14 protein-coding genes are annotated in these 13061 nt (G+C 59.8%); 6 read left to right on the top strand and 8 right to left on the bottom strand.

The genetic code is table 11. The features are described from left to right. Positions 1 to 90: 90 nt before the first annotated feature. Entirely contained in the window at positions 91 to 2094 is a 2004-nt protein-coding gene (locus tag FYJ40_RS06990) for a translation factor GTPase family protein (RefSeq protein WP_154517009.1), read from the bottom strand. 245 nt (positions 2095 to 2339) lie between these two features. On the opposite strand from FYJ40_RS06990, the gene mscL reads away from it, so the two are divergent. After that, positions 2340 to 2765 (top strand): large conductance mechanosensitive channel protein MscL, encoded by a 426-nt coding sequence (mscL, locus tag FYJ40_RS06985; protein ID WP_154517006.1) that lies wholly within the window; start codon positions 2340 to 2342, stop codon positions 2763 to 2765. A gap of 118 nt (positions 2766 to 2883) precedes the next feature. On the opposite strand, the gene FYJ40_RS06980 is transcribed toward mscL, so the two are convergent. Beyond that, positions 2884 to 3372 (bottom strand): N-acetyltransferase, encoded by a 489-nt coding sequence (locus FYJ40_RS06980; RefSeq protein WP_154517003.1) that lies wholly within the window; start codon positions 3370 to 3372, stop codon positions 2884 to 2886. 77 nt (positions 3373 to 3449) lie between these two features. Between FYJ40_RS06980 and FYJ40_RS06975 the strand changes: the two genes are divergently transcribed. Further along, entirely contained in the window at positions 3450 to 3746 is a 297-nt protein-coding gene (locus tag FYJ40_RS06975) for a hypothetical protein (RefSeq protein WP_154517000.1), read from the top strand. Between the two features lie 49 nt (positions 3747 to 3795). Here the strand turns inward: FYJ40_RS06975 and FYJ40_RS06970 are convergent, their stop codons facing one another. Further along, a complete protein-coding gene (locus FYJ40_RS06970; RefSeq protein ID WP_154516998.1) occupies positions 3796 to 4500 on the bottom strand; it encodes a class I SAM-dependent methyltransferase in 705 nt (234 codons plus the stop codon). A gap of 440 nt (positions 4501 to 4940) precedes the next feature. Here FYJ40_RS06970 and FYJ40_RS06965 point away from each other — a divergent pair, with 440 nt between their 5' ends. Then, positions 4941 to 5342: a hypothetical protein gene (locus FYJ40_RS06965; protein ID WP_154516995.1), complete on the top strand. Its 402-nt coding sequence runs from the start codon at positions 4941 to 4943 to the stop codon at positions 5340 to 5342. Between the two features lie 129 nt (positions 5343 to 5471). Here FYJ40_RS06965 and FYJ40_RS06960 read toward each other — a convergent pair whose 3' ends face one another. After that, entirely contained in the window at positions 5472 to 6287 is an 816-nt protein-coding gene (locus tag FYJ40_RS06960; protein WP_154516992.1) for a putative RNA methyltransferase, read from the bottom strand. A 178-nt stretch (positions 6288 to 6465) separates the two neighbouring features. Here FYJ40_RS06960 and FYJ40_RS06955 point away from each other — a divergent pair, with 178 nt between their 5' ends. Further along, entirely contained in the window at positions 6466 to 7848 is a 1383-nt protein-coding gene (locus tag FYJ40_RS06955; protein WP_154516989.1) for an MATE family efflux transporter, read from the top strand. 27 nt (positions 7849 to 7875) lie between these two features. On the opposite strand, the gene FYJ40_RS08945 is transcribed toward FYJ40_RS06955, so the two are convergent. Further along, positions 7876 to 8181, bottom strand: coding sequence for a LysR family transcriptional regulator substrate-binding protein (locus FYJ40_RS08945; RefSeq protein ID WP_195838574.1), 306 nt, complete (start codon positions 8179 to 8181; stop codon positions 7876 to 7878). 61 nt (positions 8182 to 8242) lie between these two features. Here FYJ40_RS08945 and FYJ40_RS06945 point away from each other — a divergent pair, with 61 nt between their 5' ends. Next, positions 8243 to 8968: a uracil-DNA glycosylase gene (locus FYJ40_RS06945; protein ID WP_154516983.1), complete on the top strand. Its 726-nt coding sequence runs from the start codon at positions 8243 to 8245 to the stop codon at positions 8966 to 8968. A 50-nt stretch (positions 8969 to 9018) separates the two neighbouring features. Here FYJ40_RS06945 and FYJ40_RS06940 read toward each other — a convergent pair whose 3' ends face one another. From FYJ40_RS06940 to FYJ40_RS06930, 3 genes are all read right to left on the bottom strand, one after another. Further along, a complete protein-coding gene (locus tag FYJ40_RS06940; RefSeq protein ID WP_154516980.1) occupies positions 9019 to 9699 on the bottom strand; it encodes an SDR family NAD(P)-dependent oxidoreductase in 681 nt (226 codons plus the stop codon). Positions 9700 to 9708: 9 nt separating this feature from the next. Further along, a complete protein-coding gene (locus FYJ40_RS06935) occupies positions 9709 to 10431 on the bottom strand; it encodes a VUT family protein (RefSeq protein ID WP_229770709.1) in 723 nt (240 codons plus the stop codon). Positions 10432 to 10587: 156 nt separating this feature from the next. Beyond that, on the bottom strand, positions 10588 to 12201 hold the full coding sequence (locus tag FYJ40_RS06930; protein ID WP_154516978.1) for a peptide chain release factor 3: 1614 nt from the start codon (positions 12199 to 12201) through the stop codon (positions 10588 to 10590). Between the two features lie 471 nt (positions 12202 to 12672). Here FYJ40_RS06930 and FYJ40_RS06925 point away from each other — a divergent pair, with 471 nt between their 5' ends. Next, entirely contained in the window at positions 12673 to 13053 is a 381-nt protein-coding gene (locus FYJ40_RS06925) for a GntR family transcriptional regulator (RefSeq protein WP_370450620.1), read from the top strand. Positions 13054 to 13061 lie beyond the last annotated feature (8 nt).

The following is a 13061-nucleotide window of genomic DNA, read 5'->3' as shown; positions in this document are numbered from 1 at the left end:
GGCCTCCTCGGATTGGCAAACCCTGGTAACAGTTATACCAACTTATACCGAGTTATACCAACAGGATGCGACAAAGAGACTGACCCTCTATCACCTATGGCGGAAAAACTCGACGTCCGCCGCTCGCCAGGGGCGGAAGGTGGCGGGATCGACCTTTACGTGGGCTGCCTCGGGGACGTCGTACCATTTGACCGTGTAGCCGGCGCCGTGAGAGCAAAAGACCGAGTCGGGCGTGTTGGGTAGATCGGCCTCGGGCTCATAGGCGACAGTCTCGATGACGCGCTCGGCATCATGGCATGCCGCATAGCCGGCAAACTCCAGGTACAGATGCCCGCGACCGCTCGTGTAGGCGGCCACCTCCAGCGCATAATCCTGGACCTCGGATGCCGGCACGCGACCCACAAGCTTTGCCCGTTCGCCCGCCATCGTCGGCGGCTCGTAGTCGGCTCCCATACGCGTGGCGTCTGACAACGCCCTGCCCACACACTCCCCCGGCACCTCGAGCTCAAAGCGATACCACGGCTCCAACAGCACCGCCGCGCCGGCCTCACGCGCCTGCATGAGCCCCTGGCGAATCGCGCGGTACGTGGCCTGGCGAAAGTCGCCGCCCTCGGTGTGTTTGGCATGCGCACGGCCACCTGTGAGCGTAATGCGCACATCGGTGATGGGCGAGCCGGTCAGCACGCCCAGGTGATCTCGCTCCATGGCGTTTGTAAGCGCCAGGCGTTGCCAGTTAAGATCGAGCTCGTCGGTCGAAGTCACGGTGCCAAACTGCACGCCCGAACCCGCTGGCAACGGCTCCAGGCTCAGATGCACCTCGGCATAGTGGCGCAGTGGCTCAAAGTGGCCCACGCCCTCGACCGGCTGCGAAATAGTCTCCTTATAGAGAATGCCGCCGGGCTCAAACGAAATCGAAAGGCCAAAGCGATCGACCAACACCCGCTGCACGACCTCGAGTTGCACGGCGCCCATCAGCTGCAGGTGAATCTGCTCCAGATGAGTATTCCAGCTTACGCCGAGCATGGGATCTTCGTCCGCCAACTCAGTCAGCGCTTTAAACACCGCGTGGACATCGTGTTCGCCCGGAAGCACCGTATAGGTGAGGACCGGAGCGATGACGGGCGCATCACACACGGGCTCCGCACCCAAGGCGTCCCCTGGGCGAACGTGCGCAAGACCCGTCACGGCACAAATACCGCCAGCAGCAACTTCTTGGGCAAGCTCATACTTTTCGCCGTTATAGATGCGCACCTGATCGACCTTCTGCTCCCATGCCTCGGCACCGGAACGTCCGCTGATCATCTGTTTTGCACACAGCGTGCCGCCGGTCACTTTAACCCATGCCAAACGCTCGCCGCGATCCCCGCGGCTGACACGATAGACGCGCGCGGCAAACTCCGGAAGCCATATCTGTTCGCGCATCAGCACGCATATACCATCCAGCAGCTCGCTCACGCCCTGGTCCTTGAGCGCCGAGCCGGCAAAGCAGGGAAAGAGCTTGCGCTCGGCAACCATGCGCGACAGCGTTGCGACGGAAAGCTCACCTGCCTCAAGAAACTCCTCGAGCGCCGCCTCGTCCAACGCTGCAGCGTCCTCCTGAACGGCGCCGCCCTCCAGCAGTTCGTTGGCATCCAGGCAGCCTTCGGAAAGACGCCGCCCAAGTTGTGCCAGCAAAACATCGCGGCCGGGATTCTCCAAATCGATTTTGTTGATATAGATGAACGTCGGAATGTCATAGCGTGCAAGCAGGCGCCACAGGGTTTCGGTGTGCCCCTGCACGCCGTCGTTGGCGCCCACAACTAAAATCGCGTAGTCGAGTGCGCGCAGCGTGCGCTCCGCCTCGGCAGAAAAATCGACATGCCCCGGTGCATCCACGAGCATGACGCGGGTATCACCGTGGTCGAGCACGGCCTGCGACGAGAAAATCGTAATGCCGCGCTCGCGCTCGATCGCGTCAGTGTCCAGATACGAATCGCCATCGTCCACGCGGCCGCGCTTACGAATGCGACCCGCATCGAACAGCATGGCCTCGGCCAGCGTGGTCTTGCCAGCATCGACATGCGCCAAGATTCCAACGACCGCTTGCTTCGACATGGCTCTCCTCTTATTGCAAGCCCGTCGCACGCGGCAACGGGCGCTCTCGTTCCACACTGGATGATACAATTTACAGGCCGGCGGGCGAAGCGGGCCCTATCCCCCGACCGAGCTCATCGCCCCGCGTTGCCGTGCGGCGATTTTCGTAGGTTCGCGCCTTGCGAAAGCCGGCACCTCCCCTTTTTGCCTGCACGGGCTCATCCGGGGCGGCAACAACGCGAACCCCACAACAGCGAGGAGTCACCATGAAGACATTGCTCAACGAGTTCAAGGAATTCATCAATCGCGGCAACGTGATGGACATGGCCGTCGGCGTGATTATCGGCGGCGCATTCACCGCCATCGTGACCTCACTTACCGATAACATCATCAACCCGCTTATCTCCGTGATTGCCGGCGGTAGCGCTACCGAGATCTCGGGGCTGGTGGTGCCGGGCACTAATATCGACTTTGGCGCCTTTATCGGCTCGTGCATCAATTTTTTGATTGTGGCGGCAATCGTCTTTGCCATCGTCAAGGCATTCAACAAGGCGCAGGAAATCGGCGACAGGCTCGCCGGTGCCACCGCCGAGGAAGCCGCACCGGCGCCCGTCTGTCCGTATTGCCTGGAAGAGGTGCACGAAGGCGCGACCAAGTGTTGCCACTGCGGAAGCGAGCTGCCCCGAGCGTAGGTGCCTTAGAGCCGACAGCGAGCGACATCTACCACCTTGCAAAACAGCGCAGCGATCAAAAATGGCCCCACCCGGGGCCATTTTCGCTTACTTGGAGCGTAGATACGCGCCCCCGCTCTTATGCCTCGCGCAGCCAGTCAAACGCAACACGCGGCGTGCCGTCCGACACATATACGACGCCGGCACGCTCAAACCCCGCTTTAATACTCGCGCCCTGCATGGGCAGGTTGTCCCGATGCGTATCGATACGCAGATGGTCGGCACGCTCTTTGGCAAAGGCGAACATCGCAGCCGCGATACCGTGCACGGTGCCGTCGGACGCCACACGGTGCAGCACGGCGTACGGAGTGTCGCTACGCCATTGCCCGTCCTCAATTACGTCATAGCACTCGTCCGGGCCCGGTAAAAAGGCAAACGTCGCCACCACGCGGCCGTCGACTTCGAACACATAGCTACCACCGGCGGCGATATCGGCAGCCAGCTGCTCGGCAGAAGGCGTGCCCTCGGGCCACTGCGTGGCGTTGCCATGCGCGCGCATAAAGGCACGGGCCGCGTCATAGATAGCCATGACGGCGGGAATGTCGGTATCGAGGGTTTTTCTGATCATCACGCGGCGACCTCACGTTTATTGGTATCACTTTGATTGAGCTATGATACCAGCGTTTGAAGAGGGGCGAGAAGCAGATGGGAAGCAAAAAGCGAGCCGCCTGGTCAAAGGCCAAAAGCGAGTTTTTGGGCGCTGCCACCGGTGGCGCTATGAGCGACCTGTTTGCGCGCGAGGACGAGCGCCGCGACGCCCTGAACGCCGAGCGCGATGAAGCCTGGCGCTACAAGTCGTGCGAGCGCAAAAACCGTTACGGCACACGCGCCGAGGCCGAGGCCGTTATGGCCGACTGCGAAAGCCGCGGGCGGCGTGGTTTGGCCTGCTACAAATGCGAATACTGCGGCGGCTGGCACCTGACGTCGCACCCTTGGAAATAGACCCCCGCATCGGCACGACACCGACGGAGCGCCAACCATCGCACGCAAGCTACGGGCGCGGCGGCACCAAAACATCGTAACGAACGGCCTTGCCCGCAAGTTGATAGCTCGGCTTAACGCCGGCAAGCAGCGGCCCCTTCACCGGCCGCTTGATAACGACCTTGCGCGGGCGCACCGCAAGCGCAGCTTCGACCAGCGTCTCCTCATCGGCACACGGCTGTTCCAGATGATGCAAGAGTTGAAACTTCTTTTTAACCGCCGCGCTCTTTGTGCGCTCGGGAAACATGGGGTCCAGATACACCACGTCGGGAGCGGTGAGCTCGCCCTGCCCGATCAACTCAGTTATATGGTGAAGGCCGGCAATGCTGTCCTCGCCCGCATGTAAGCGCATGCGGGCCACGGCAGTCGCAAGCGCCGGATCATCTGCCGCGCGATCCAAGGCATCCTTGAGGAGCGCCGCGATCACGCAATCCTGCTCATACAGATCGACAGTAAAGCCCGCAGCCGCCAGCAGCAGCGAATCCTCGCCAAAGCCTGCCGTGGCATCAATCGCCCATGGGCACTCGACGCCTTTTGCGCGCGCAGCCTTTACCAACAGCTCTTGCTGCAGACGGCCCTGTTTGAGCCGTGGCAGCATGCGGACAAAATCGGCACGCAACTCCATCGTGCCGTCGGTGAGCGTGAGGCCCGCGGACTTCCCGATCAGCTCAAGCCCCGCGGCCCGAGCAACAGAAAAGGGATCGACGACGCCCATGGGTACTCCTTAACAAGCAAAATGAATACGTGAGCGCCGTTTATGCCGGCACCCAACCGTCCGCTATTGTCCCACATGCGACATGGCCCACAGCATCCCAATGCAAAGCACCGCCATCAATCCCGTGCACACGGCAGCGATCACAGAATCGCCCATGCGCCTTCCCAACGACCGCGGCTCATGCACTCGCCCTGCTCCGTACATCATGGCTCCTCCTTAAGAACAGCTCCTTGTTACGGTCTCATCATCGCAGCGCCGCACATGAGCTGCCATCGATTTGGCTTACGTCCAGCTTTCCTTTTTGAAAGGTCGAATTGGGCTGCGCGGGCTCAAAGCGCTTTCAGGCGCACGCATCGCTGCGTTGAACTACAATGTGCTTCACCATATGTGCAGCACATGGGCTACGCCAGATCGGCGTACTCGTATCGAAAGGACCAGCCATGAGCTCCGCTCGCAAGACTCTCAAAATCCTTGCCCTCGTCTACTTTGTTTTGGGCATCGCCAGCCTCGTCATCGCCGGCATCGGTATCGCCAGGGGCAGCCTCGATTCCACGTACGGGTCGAACGCCATGCTCGCCGCGGTCGTGCTTGTCGTCAAGGGCATTGTCGATCTTTCCGCAGGTGTTGCGGGCATCAAGGGCGCCAACAAGCCCTCGCAGGTGGATAGCGCGTTTAAGCTTGGCATCGTTGCCGCGATCGCCACGATTGCGCAGGCCGTGCTCACGCTTCCCGCACTCGGCGGCAGCGCCGTCAATATCGGTGCCTTTGTCATCGTGGTCTACGACCTGTTCTTTGTTCAGCAGGCGCACGCCGTTAAGGCCGAGAACAAGGACCGCCTGTAGGCACTCGCTTCTCATAACCCCTGCAGCCAAGCAACTAACATGGGCCGATCGCGCAGTAACGCGGTCGGCCCTTTACATTTGCCCAGATAAAACCTGCCAAAATAAACCTGTCCCTTTTTGGCAGGTTGGTTAGCTGTGGCGGTACTCGGCAATGATGAAGTCGATGTCGGTTTTAAGGGTGTCCAGGTTTGCCAGGCGCTCTTTGTCGGTAGGGCGTGTGCGGTAGTAGTACGGCGTCATCTGGAACACCGCCTCGATGTCGGCCTGGGTCTGGAGCGTAATATTCGCGGACACCCGCTGCGTGCCGACCAGTTTAAGCTCCATCGTCTTCGGAAGCTTTTCGTCGTTGAGGTACGGCGTGTCGTAGAGCACCTCCTTGAGCCCAAAGAGATGACGGGCACCCGGCACCACGGTGTAGAGCGAACCCTCCGGCGCCAACACGCGGGCAAACTCACGCTCGTTAAAGGGAGCAAAGAGCTCGGTCACCATATCGAAGGCGCCATCGGCCACTGGGATGTCTTTCATGTTGGCCACAAAATAGGTCGCATCGCCGCGCTTGGCGGCCAGGCGTACCATTTCTTTGCCCAGGTCAAAGCCATAAGCGTCCACGCCCGGTACCGCGCCCATCGCGCTGGTGTAGTAACCCTCACCGCAGCAAATATCGAGCAGCGTCATGGGACCGCCTGTAGACGCAGCACGCCCAGAAACCCGTTTGCGCACCAGCTCGACCATTGCATCGCGCAGCGGCGCATAGTAGCCACGGTTCAAAAAGTCACGACGGCTGCGTGCCTGCGACTTGGGATCGCCCATGGAGTCGCCGCTCTTGGACGAACGTAGCAGATATAGATAACCCTCGCGCGCACGGTCAAACCGGTGTCCGCCCGCGCATGCAGCACCGCGCTCGTCGTCCACCAACGGCTCATGGCAAACGGGACACAACAACATGGCAACTCCTTAGCGCGAACAATACAACGTACACCATTGTCGCACGCCTTCCCCACCTAGTCATTGGGGGCGTTCTTGAATGACTAGTCGTTTAAGAACGCCCCCAATGACTAGGTGATTAGGAGTATCATCGTCTGCGCAAATAAGCACGAAATAGCACGTTAGAGATTGAGAGCGTATGGCTGATACCGCATCTAAGCACATCGACATGACCACCGGCTCACTGTGGCGCAATATCCCCCTGTTCGCCTTGCCCGTGGCCGCCACGAGCATCTTGGAGCAGCTGTCAAACCTCATCGCCACGGTCATTATCGGTAACTTCTCGGGCGACCAGGGAACCCTCGCCATGGCGGCAGTCGGCTCCAATGTTCCGCTTACCAGCCTTATGCTCAACCTGTTTATTGGCATGTCGCTTGGCTCCAACGTGGTCATCGCCAACGCTATCGGCCGCAACGATCAGAATATGGTCAAACGCGCCGTCCATACCTCGATTTTAATGGCGCTCGTGGGCTTTGTCGTCATCGCTCTGGGCGAGATCTTTGCCGAGCCCATGCTCGCCGCGCTCAACGTTCCCGCCGAGACCATGCCGCTCGCTTCGCTCTATCTACGCGTCTTTTTGCTCAGCATGCCCTCAATCTTGCTCTACAACTTTGAGGCCGCGATCTTCCGCTCCGTCGGCATCACCCGCATGCCGCTGCAAGCGCTTGCCGTGTCCACCGTCCTCAACATTGGCCTGGACCTCATCTTTGTCCCCGTACTCCACTGGGGCGCCGCGGGTGTCGCCATCGCCACCGTCATCGCCTACACCGTCAGCGCCGCTACACTCTTTATCCGCCTGCTCAAGACCGACTCCGTCGTCCGCGTCACCCCGCGCGACCTTGCTATCGACCCCGTCGCCCTCAAGCGCATCGTCAAGATCGGCCTGCCCGCCGGCATCCAAAGCGCCGTCTTTGCCGTCGCCAACATCATCATCCAGTCCGCCATCAACAGCCTGGGCACCGAGGTCATGGCGGCCTCGAGCGCCGCCATGAGCCTGGAGTGCGTGTGCTACAACCTGCTCAACAGCTTTAGCCAGGCTTGCACCACCTTTGTGGGACAAAACCACGGTGCCCGTCAGATCGACCGCTGCACCAAGACCCTTAAGGTCTGCCTGGTCGAAGGCGGTGTCGTCGCGCTCACCACGATTATTGTTATTGTCGGCCTGGGGCGCGAGATCCTGTCGTTGTTCAACAGCGATCCCAACATCGTCTCAATCGGCTATATCCGCGTGTGCTCTATCTTCCCTGCATACGCCTTTATCATGCTCTACGAGAACATGTCCGGCTACCTGCGCGGCTTTGGCATCTCGCTCATGCCCGCCCTTATCACCATGATCTGCGTCTGCGGCATCCGCTTCTATTGGGTATTCTGCGTGTTCCCGCACTTCCGCACCTTTGCGAACATCATGATGGTCTACCCCATCAGCCTGGGCACCACGGCGTTCTTTATGGTCGTGGCGGTACTACTCTGCCACCCGGCACGCACCCATCGCGCTACCCAAGCCAAAGCGACAGCCTGCTAAACACCGCACTCAACGCCACGCCAGTCATTAATTGACAATATGCGAGCTCATATAGTCGATAAAGCGCCTCGTGGCGATAGGCATGGTGTCCCAGCTGCGCCAGGCCGCCACTACGTCGCGTGAGGGGGCGTGCACGATGGGACGTACGCGAATATCGGCCCGCATGCCCTCCACAGTACGACGGTAGAGCATACTCACGCCTAGACCCTCCTCCACCATCGCCATGATGGTGTAGTCGTCGGTCACCTCGCTCGTCACGTGCGGCGACAGCCCATGCGCCGCGAATGCATCGAGCACGTCTCGTAGACCCCGCTCTTCATGCAGCCGCGGCATAAAGGCAACCGGTGCGCCTTTACAATAGATGCCAACATAGCATTTGCCATAAAGGAGCTCCATGGACACCGCAACTCGCGACCGCAACATAGCAACTTGGTTGGACGATGCGCCGCAGCCGGTACGTGACACTACGAACCAGCTGCTCGAGCGCATCGCCCTTTTGCGTGCCGAGCAGACCATCTACCCGGCACAAGACGACATCCTCAATGCCCTCGCCTACACGCCGGCCGACCAGGTCAAAGTTGTCATCTTGGGCCAAGATCCTTATCACGGGCCCAACCAGGCCATGGGGTTATCGTTCTCGGTCCCCGCGACGCAAACCAAGTTGCCGCCAAGCCTGCGCAACATCTATAAGGAACTCAAAGCCGATCTGAGTTGTCCCATTCCCGCCACGGGAGATCTGACGCCATGGGCACAACAGGGCGTCCTGCTCCTCAACACTACGCTTACCGTGCGCGAGCATGCCGCGAACTCACACGCCAAGCTGGGCTGGAGTACGCTCACCGACTACGTTATCGAACGCTGCTGCCAGCTACCCCAACCGGTAGTCTTTTTGGCATGGGGCCGCTTTGCCCAGCAGATGGTTGAGGGCAAGCTCGCCGCAATCGACGCGGGCAAAACAACCGGCAAGTTCTGCCTTGCCTCCACGCACCCCTCGCCGCTTTCGGCCAACCGTGCCACGGCAGAACTCCCCGCTTTTATGGGGTCGCGACCCTTCTCGGCAGCCAATCGGCTACTCGAACAGCACGGCTCGACCCCCGTCAACTGGACTTGTCTCGGCTAAAAATCGATACATCAAAAACGCGCCCGACGGCTTTCCATCGGGCGCGTTTCCTATTCGGGCCAAATAAATTGTGTGCGGCCGGCCTCGCCACCATCAATGAGCAGGCTCTGCCCGGTCATAAACCGGTTGGTCACGCCCACAAAGTAGATCCACTCGGCGATCTCTTGGGCGGTTGCCCAGCGTTTAAGCGGCGTAAGCTCCATAATCTGGTTCCACAGGTGTTCGTCTTCCATCACGCAACGGTTGAGCGGCGTGATAACGCCACCCGGGTCCACACTGTTGGCGATGGCCTGCGGTGCCAGGCGGTTTGCAAGGTTCTTGGTGTAGGCGATAACGCCGCCCTTGCTGGCAGCATAGGCGGGAAACTCCGATCCCGTATGCCCGCTCGCCGACCCCACATTGACCACGGATTTGATAGCGGGCGCCGGCTTGGCAGCAAGCCCCTCCCCCACAAAGGCGTAGCGCTCGGTCACGTTGATGGTGCCACACAGGTTGGTGGCGATATCGTCGACCGAATCCTGCGTACCCGCAACGTTCACGATCACTTGGGGTTCAAGGTCGCCTGGAAACGAGCCCGGCTCGCGGACATCAACAATCAGATGGCGGTAGCGCTCGTGTTCGATCACCGCCGGCAGCAGATCAAAGCCCACGACCTCGTGGCCCTCGTCCAAAAAGCGCCGCACGCACGCGGCTCCGATACCGCCCGAAGCGCCCGTAATCAAAACCCGCATACTTGCTCCTTAGGCGGTTGCGTGGCGCTTGAGGTACTCGGCGCCCACATTCTCACGCTCCCAGCCGCGCACGACCTTGTAGCCCACGGGGCTCAGGAAGACCTCGCACAGCAGCTCGGCGACAGCGCCGGTCAGCGAGCACATAAGGACCTGCACCCAGGTCCAACCAAAGAACGTGTGACTCACTACAATGGCAAAGACCAGGTTGTCGATAAACTGGCCAACACCCGTGGACACATAGGAGCGGAAGGCGAAGCTCGCAAAGTTATTCTTTTTGAGCATACGGCCGAGCGACTGGTTGAGCGTGGAGTTAACCACGGCAGAAACGAACATTGCCAGCGAAGAGCCCAGCACCACGTACCAGGTGCCGCCGATGGTGGCGTTAAGGGCGGTGTTGACCTCGATCATGCCCGTGTCGTAGTAGGCGCCCCACATGCCGGGCGTGAGCGAGCATGCCCAAAAGCACAGGCTCACGGCAAGGTTGACCGCCAGTGCGAGGATAGAGATTTTGATGGATGCCTTGGCGCCAAAGCGCTTGCAGATCATGTCCTGGCACAAAAACGAGACCCAGCTCACCACAAAGCCGCAATCGAGTGCCAGATACGGCAGGCTGATGAGCTCTTTGTTGGCCAGCAGGTTCATCATGATAACGCTCACGAAAAACAGCGAAACCGTTGCCGCGGGAATGCTCCGCAACAGGACCTTGTAGTCCTCCATGACCTTCTTGATCATTATGTACTCCTTTGGTTTTAGGTTTAACGAGCAGGATATCGGACCCGAACTGCTCGGACGCCCCGGTCTTGAGACGACGGTGGGCATGATAGCCGCTCACGCGGCATCAGGCAAGCAGGCAGCGCGGCAGCCCCGCAGGGCCACCGCGCCGATGCGTTAAAAGACTACGTTGCCAAACTCCGACAGGATAAGGTCGGGATTGTGGTCGGTTGCCCAATCCACGTTCCACGGGCTCGTAAACAGCAACAGCTTGCCACCGCGCATGTCCTCGACGCGCAGCGTGTCGCGCGTGAGCGAAAGGCCCGGGATATCGATGGTGTCGGGGTCGTTCTGGATCCAGCGAATGTCCGTATAGGGCAGCGGCTGGCGACGAACCTCAACACGGTACTCGGCCTTGAGGCGGCGCTCGAGTACCTCAAACTGTAGCACGCCGACCACGCCCACGATGACGCTCTCCATGCCGGCACCCAACTCGCGGAAGATCTGGATGGCGCCCTCCTGGGCAAGCTCCTCCATGCCCTTGACGAACTGCTTGCGCTTGAGCGTGTCGACCTGCGTAATGCGAGCGAACATCTCGGGGGCAAACGTCGGGATCTGCGGGTACTGCACATGGCGCTTGCCGGAGCACACGGTGTCGCCGACGCTAAAGATACCCGGGTCGAACAGGCCCACGATATCGCCCGCGTACGCCTCGTCCACGATGGCGCGGTCGTCGGCCATCATCGACGTGCCCGTGGCAAGCTTGAGCTTGCGGTTGCCCTGCACGTGGAAGGCATCCATGCCGCGCTCGAACTTACCCGAGCAAATGCGCACAAAGGCGATGCGGTCGCGGTGGTTCTTGTCCATGTTGGCCTGGATCTTAAACACAAAGCCGCTAAAGTCGTCGCGGCAGGGATCGACCGGTTCACTGGTAAGCGTATCGGTATAGGCACGCGGCGTCGGGGCCAGACGCAGGAACTCCTTAAGGAAGGGTTCCACGCCAAAGTTGGTAAGCGCCGAGCCAAAGAACGCCGGGCTCAGCTTGCCGCAGGCCACGGCATCCAAGTCGAGCTCGTCGCCGGCGCCATCGAGCAGCTCGATGTCGTCCATCAGGTTCTTATGGTTCTCCTCGCCGATGAGCTCATCCATGGAAGAATCGCCCAGCTCGGCCTCGACCTCGGCGACCTTCCTGGTAGCGTTGGCATGACCGTCGCCCTCAAAGGCAATGACACGACGAGTCTGACGATCGAACACGCCGCGGAAATTGCGGCCGCTGCCGATCGGCCAGTTCATGGGATACGTATTGATGCCCAGGACATTCTCGATCTCTTCCATGAGCTCAAACGGATCGCGAGCCTCGTGGTCGAGCTTGTTCACAAAGGTGAAGATGGGAATGTGGCGCAGCGTACAGACCTTAAAGAGCTTCTTGGTCTGGGCCTCGACGCCCTTGGCGCCGTCGATGACCATGACTGCGGCGTCAGCGGCCATAAGGGTACGGTAGGTATCCTCCGAAAAGTCCTGGTGACCGGGGGTATCGAGGATGTTGACGCAGGCGCCGTTGTAAGTGAACTGCAGCACCGAGGAGGTGACGGAAATGCCGCGCTCCTTCTCGATGTCCATCCAGTCCGAGACGGCATGCTTGGCCGAGCTCTTGCCCTTGACCGAGCCGGCGGTCTGGATGCTGCCGGTATAGAGCAGCAGCTTCTCGGTAAGCGTGGTCTTACCGGCATCCGGGTGGCTGATGATCGCGAATGTGCGGCGCGACGAGATTTCATCCGACAGGCTTGCCATGCGGATCCTTTCTTGCATTGAGTGCATTACGTCGTTGTAACCGCATTATTGTAGCCGCGAAATTCCGCTCTAGGGCGCCTATCAGGACAAATTCATCAGTTGGGGCCTGTGTAGCAGTCGATGACGGCACTCCGCAGCAGTTTGTCTCGATCTGTAACATCTAGACGGTTTTTGAACCTCTACCTGTTACAGATTTAGACAAACAGGTGGGCGTCCCAGAAAGATCTCGATCTGTAACATCTAGCAGCCAAAAACTTCTCCAGTTGTTACAGATTGAGACAACCAGGTGGGGCCCACCAGCAAAATCTCAATCTGTAACAGGTAGCCGTCCAAATCGGTTCCAGATGTTACAGATTGAGATGAATGAACGAGCGGACAATCCTTATTTGCCTCTTGCATAACTGTGCATAGTGTATATATACTGTGCTTACCGGTTATATACACGTGTAGCCCAACAGCTAAGGAGCCGCTGTGGACATCATCCTATCCAATTCGAGCGACAAGCCCATCTACGAGCAGATAACCTCGCAAGTCAAAGCTCAGATCTTATCGGGCACGCTCGCTGCGGGAGCCAAACTCCCCAGCATCCGTGCACTCGCGAGCGACCTAGGTGTGAGCGTCATCACCACCAAGCGCGCCTACGCCGACCTAGAGCAACTCGGGTTTATCTGCACCGTGCAGGGCAAGGGCTGTTTTGTCGCCGAGGGCAACCAGGAGCTCTTGCGCGAAAACCAGCTATGCCATATCGAAGACCTGCTTGCGAAAGCGGCGAGCCAAGCCGAAGCCTTGGGCGTCACGCGCGACAAACTGCACGAAATGCTCGACCTGGTAGCCCCCGAAACCATGCAGTAGCCATCTGC

The organism is Collinsella sp. WCA1-178-WT-3 (M1), assembly GCF_009696325.1.
In the GTDB taxonomy this organism is placed as follows: domain Bacteria; phylum Actinomycetota; class Coriobacteriia; order Coriobacteriales; family Coriobacteriaceae; genus Collinsella.
The sequence above is the reverse complement of the archived record's forward strand: the minus strand, read 5'-3'. Positions and strand labels throughout refer to the sequence as shown.

Excerpts from the sequence above, each read along its gene's own strand:
- FYJ40_RS06990 (WP_154517009.1), bottom strand. The coding sequence starts at position 2,094 with ATGTCGAAGCAAGCGGTCGTTGGAATCTTGGCGCATGTCGATGCTGGC.
- mscL (WP_154517006.1), top strand. The coding sequence starts at position 2,340 with ATGAAGACATTGCTCAACGAGTTCAAGGAATTCATCAATCGCGGCAAC.
- FYJ40_RS06980 (WP_154517003.1), bottom strand. The coding sequence starts at position 3,372 with ATGATCAGAAAAACCCTCGATACCGACATTCCCGCCGTCATGGCTATC.
- FYJ40_RS06975 (WP_154517000.1), top strand. The coding sequence starts at position 3,450 with ATGGGAAGCAAAAAGCGAGCCGCCTGGTCAAAGGCCAAAAGCGAGTTT.
- FYJ40_RS06970 (WP_154516998.1), bottom strand. The coding sequence starts at position 4,500 with ATGGGCGTCGTCGATCCCTTTTCTGTTGCTCGGGCCGCGGGGCTTGAG.
- FYJ40_RS06965 (WP_154516995.1), top strand. The coding sequence starts at position 4,941 with ATGAGCTCCGCTCGCAAGACTCTCAAAATCCTTGCCCTCGTCTACTTT.
- FYJ40_RS06960 (WP_154516992.1), bottom strand. The coding sequence starts at position 6,287 with ATGTTGTTGTGTCCCGTTTGCCATGAGCCGTTGGTGGACGACGAGCGC.
- FYJ40_RS06955 (WP_154516989.1), top strand. The coding sequence starts at position 6,466 with ATGGCTGATACCGCATCTAAGCACATCGACATGACCACCGGCTCACTG.
- FYJ40_RS08945 (WP_195838574.1), bottom strand. The coding sequence starts at position 8,181 with ATGCCGCGGCTGCATGAAGAGCGGGGTCTACGAGACGTGCTCGATGCA.
- FYJ40_RS06945 (WP_154516983.1), top strand. The coding sequence starts at position 8,243 with ATGGACACCGCAACTCGCGACCGCAACATAGCAACTTGGTTGGACGAT.
- FYJ40_RS06940 (WP_154516980.1), bottom strand. The coding sequence starts at position 9,699 with ATGCGGGTTTTGATTACGGGCGCTTCGGGCGGTATCGGAGCCGCGTGC.
- FYJ40_RS06935 (WP_229770709.1), bottom strand. The coding sequence starts at position 10,431 with ATGATCAAGAAGGTCATGGAGGACTACAAGGTCCTGTTGCGGAGCATT.
- FYJ40_RS06930 (WP_154516978.1), bottom strand. The coding sequence starts at position 12,201 with ATGGCAAGCCTGTCGGATGAAATCTCGTCGCGCCGCACATTCGCGATC.